The sequence below is a fragment of the Microbacterium sp. Leaf351 genome (assembly GCF_001423825.1).
GTDB lineage: Bacteria > Actinomycetota > Actinomycetes > Actinomycetales > Microbacteriaceae > Microbacterium > Microbacterium ginsengisoli.
Genome location: NZ_LMPK01000015.1, coordinates 127,589 through 130,914 on the forward strand (window position 1 = coordinate 127,589; position 3,326 = coordinate 130,914).

The window sequence follows — 3,326 nt, forward strand, 5'->3', positions numbered from 1 at the left end:
CCGTCTCGATCCGGAAGCTCCCCGCGAGCGGCACCACGATGCGCTCCACGTCGCGCTCATCGAGGGCGAGCACGTCGCCGGCGGCGAGCTCGGCCACCCGGATGCCCGTGTGGGCCCAGCCGGGAGTCGAGGCGTCGACGACGCTCTCCCACCCGTCGCGGGCGAGGGCGCCGCGCCGGTGGAACCAGCGCTGGTCGGGAGCGGGCATGGCAGTGCTGCTTTCGTGAGGGAGGAGAGGAGCGGATGCCGCGGCCAGATCGGCGGGGCCGCGGCATCCGGGTCTGGATCAGGTGTTCTGCGGGAACCCGAGGTTGATGCCGCCGTGGGTTGCGGGGTCGAGCCAGCGGCTCGTGATGGCCTTCTCGCGGGTGAAGAAGTCGAACCCGTGCACGCCGTAGGCCTTCGCGTCGCCGAACAGCGACGCCTTCCAGCCGCCGAACGAGTGGTAGGCGACCGGCACGGGGATCGGCACGTTGATGCCGATCATGCCGACCTGCACCTCGTTCTGGAACCGCCGTGCGGCGCCGCCGTCGTTGGTGAAGATCGCGGTGCCGTTGCCGAACTGGCCCGAGTTGATGAGGTCGAGACCCTCCTGGAACGTCTGGATCCGCACGACCTCGAGCACGGGGCCGAAGATCTCCTCCTGGTAGGCGCGGGAGGTCGTCGGGATCTCGTCGATCAGGGTCGGACCGAAGAAGAAGCCGTCCTCGTGACCGTCGACGGTGAAGCCGCGACCGTCGACGACGATGGTGGCGCCATCCTGCTCGGCAATGTCGACGTACGACGACACCTTGTCGCGGTGCACACCCGTGATGAGCGGCCCCATGTCGGGCTCGACGCCGTCGATGCCCGCACCGTTGCCGATTTTGAGCTTGCCGATGCGCTCGACGATCTTCGCGATCAGCTCGTCGGCGACCGGCTCGACGGCCAGCACGACCGAGATCGCCATGCAGCGCTCGCCCGCAGCGCCGTAGCCCGCGTTGACAGCCTGGTCGGCGACGAGGTCGAGGTCGGCGTCGGGCAGCACCAGCATGTGGTTCTTCGCGCCGCCGAGGGCCTGCACGCGCTTGCCGTTGCGCGAGGCGGTCTCGTAGATGTACTGCGCGATGGGAGTCGANNNNCCCTGCAGCACCGTGAAGACGCCGTCGGGAAGTCCGGCCTCCTTCCACAGCTGAGCGATCCAGAGCGAGGCGGAGGGGTCCTTCTCGCTGGGCTTGACGACGACGGCGTTGCCGGCGGCGATCGCGATGGGGAAGAACCACATCGGCACCATCGCCGGGAAGTTGAACGGCGAGATGATGCCGACGACGCCGAGGGGCTGACGCAGCGAATAGACGTCGATGCCGGTGGAGACGTTCTCGGAGTACGCACCCTTGATGAGGTGCGGGAACCCGGTCGCGAGCTCGACGACCTCCTGGCCGCGCAGGATCTCACCGATCGCATCGGAGACGACCTTGCCGTGCTCGGCGGTGATGATGCGGGCGAGCTCGCCCTTGCGGGCGTTGAGCAGCTCGCGGAACGCGAACAGCACCGTCTGGCGCTTCGCGATCGAGTAATCCTTCCAGATCTCGAAACCGCGCTGCGCGGAGGCGATCGCCTCGTCGATCTCGGCCTGATCGGCGAGCGCGACGTGCGCGCTCACGGCGCCCGTAGCCGGGTTGTAGACGGGGGCGGTGCGGCCGCTCGTCGACACGCGTTCGGCGCCGTCGATCCAGTGCGAGATCACACGCACATCGGTGGCGTCGGCGGTGCCGGCGGGGGCGGAGACAGTGGTGCTCATGTCGGAACTCTCCTCGGTTGGGGTCACAGGTCGGGGTGCACGAGGCCGGCCGCGATGTCCACGGCCGCGGCGACGTCACCGTCGGGCGGATAGAGCAGGGTACGGCCCACGGTAAGGCCCCGCACCCCGGGAAGTCCGAGCGCGGCCTCCCAGGACGCGAAGGTCTCGTCGGGATCGGCCCCCGAGTCTCCGCCGAGCAGCAGGGTCGGCAGCGTCGTCGCCGCCATCACCCGCTCCATGTCGTCGACGACCGGCAGCTTCAGCCAGGTGTAGGCACTCGTCGATCCGAGACCCTGGGCGATGGCGATCGAGAGGATGACTGCGTCCGTCGACAGGTCGTTGACGATCCGTCCGTCCACCCACCGGCTGATGAACGGCTCGAGCATGATCGGCAGTCGGGCGGCGGCGGCCTCGGTCACGGCGTGCGCCGTGGTCTCGAGCGTCGGGGCGGTCGCGGCATCCGCGAAGTTGACACGCAGCAGCGTCTTGGCGACGTCGATGCCGTCGGACACCATGCCCGCGACGTCGTGGCCGGTGAAGCGGTCATCCATCTCGAACGCGGCGCCGCGCAGCCCGCCGCGGTTCATCGAGCCGACGACGATCTTGTCGTCGAGCAGGCCGAGGGCGGCGAGGTCGTCGATCACATCAGGGGTGCCGAGCACGCCATCGACGCCGGGCCGCTGCAGGGCGGTCGCGAGGCGGTCGAGCAGGTCGTAGCGGTCGGCCATGGCCTGCGCGTCGGCACCGACCGAGAGGGCGCCGCGCGCCGGGTGGTCGGCGGCGACGATGAACAGGCGCCCGTCACCGCGCAGCAGCGGCCGGCGGACACGGTCGGCCAGGGCGGTCCGAATCGATTCGGGCCGGTGGGCGCGGATGTCCCGCACGCGGGCGAAGTCCGCGTCCCCCAGAGTGTGCGCGGCCATCTCAGCGGATCCTCTCGAGTACGGCCTCGACCTCATCGGTCGTCGGCATCGCCGTCGAGCACTCGCGCCGCGAGGCGACGATGGCACCCGCGACGTTCGCGAAGCGCACGATGCGCCCGAGGCTCCACCCCGACAGCAGTCCATGACAGAGCGCCCCGCCGAAGGCGTCGCCCGCGCCGAGGCCGTTGACGACATCCACGAAGTAGGGAGCGACCTCGACGCTCTCGTCCGCGGTCTTGGCGAGCACGCCACGCGGTCCCTGCTTGACGATCGCGATCTCGACACCCCGCTCGAGCAGTGCGTCGGCGGCGCGGTGCGGATCGGTCTCGCCGACGGCGACCTCGCACTCCTCACGGTTGCCGACGGCCACCGTGACCTGGCCGAGGACGGGCTCGATCTGCTCGCTCGCAGCGGCAGGACCCGACCAGAACATGGGCCGGTAGTCGAGATCGAGCACGGTGTGGCGGGCACGGTCGCGTGCGGCGAGAGCGGTGTGGTGCGCCGAGCGACTGGGCTCCTGGGTGAGTCCGGTCGCGGTGAGCCAGAGCACGTCGGCTCCGCGCACGGCGGCGAGGTCGAGCTGCGCGTCGTCGATGTTGAGGTCGGGCGCCTTCGGCTCGCGG

4 protein-coding genes and 1 pseudogene are annotated in these 3,326 nt (G+C 70.2%); all 5 read right to left on the reverse strand.

The window, feature by feature from the left end; all coding sequences use genetic code 11:
* On the reverse strand, positions 1-208 hold a 208-nt coding region (locus tag ASG00_RS17385), incomplete at its 3' end, for a 5-deoxy-glucuronate isomerase (protein ID WP_235559396.1).
* Between the two features lie 78 nt (positions 209-286).
* Positions 287-1,117 (reverse strand): aldehyde dehydrogenase family protein (locus ASG00_RS17390; protein ID WP_235559320.1); only part of this gene is annotated, 831 nt, incomplete at its 5' end.
* A gap of 4 nt (positions 1,118-1,121) precedes the next feature.
* Positions 1,122-1,780 (reverse strand): annotated as a pseudogene (locus ASG00_RS17395) (aldehyde dehydrogenase family protein); the annotation flags it as partial.
* A gap of 23 nt (positions 1,781-1,803) precedes the next feature.
* Positions 1,804-2,703 carry a Cgl0159 family (beta/alpha)8-fold protein gene (locus ASG00_RS06290; protein WP_056207640.1) on the reverse strand — a complete coding sequence of 300 codons (900 nt, stop codon included), beginning with the start codon at positions 2,701-2,703 and terminating at the stop codon, positions 1,804-1,806.
* Position 2,704: 1 nt separating this feature from the next.
* Positions 2,705-3,326: PfkB family carbohydrate kinase (locus ASG00_RS06295; protein ID WP_235559322.1), on the reverse strand; the 622-nt coding region annotated here is incomplete at its 5' end.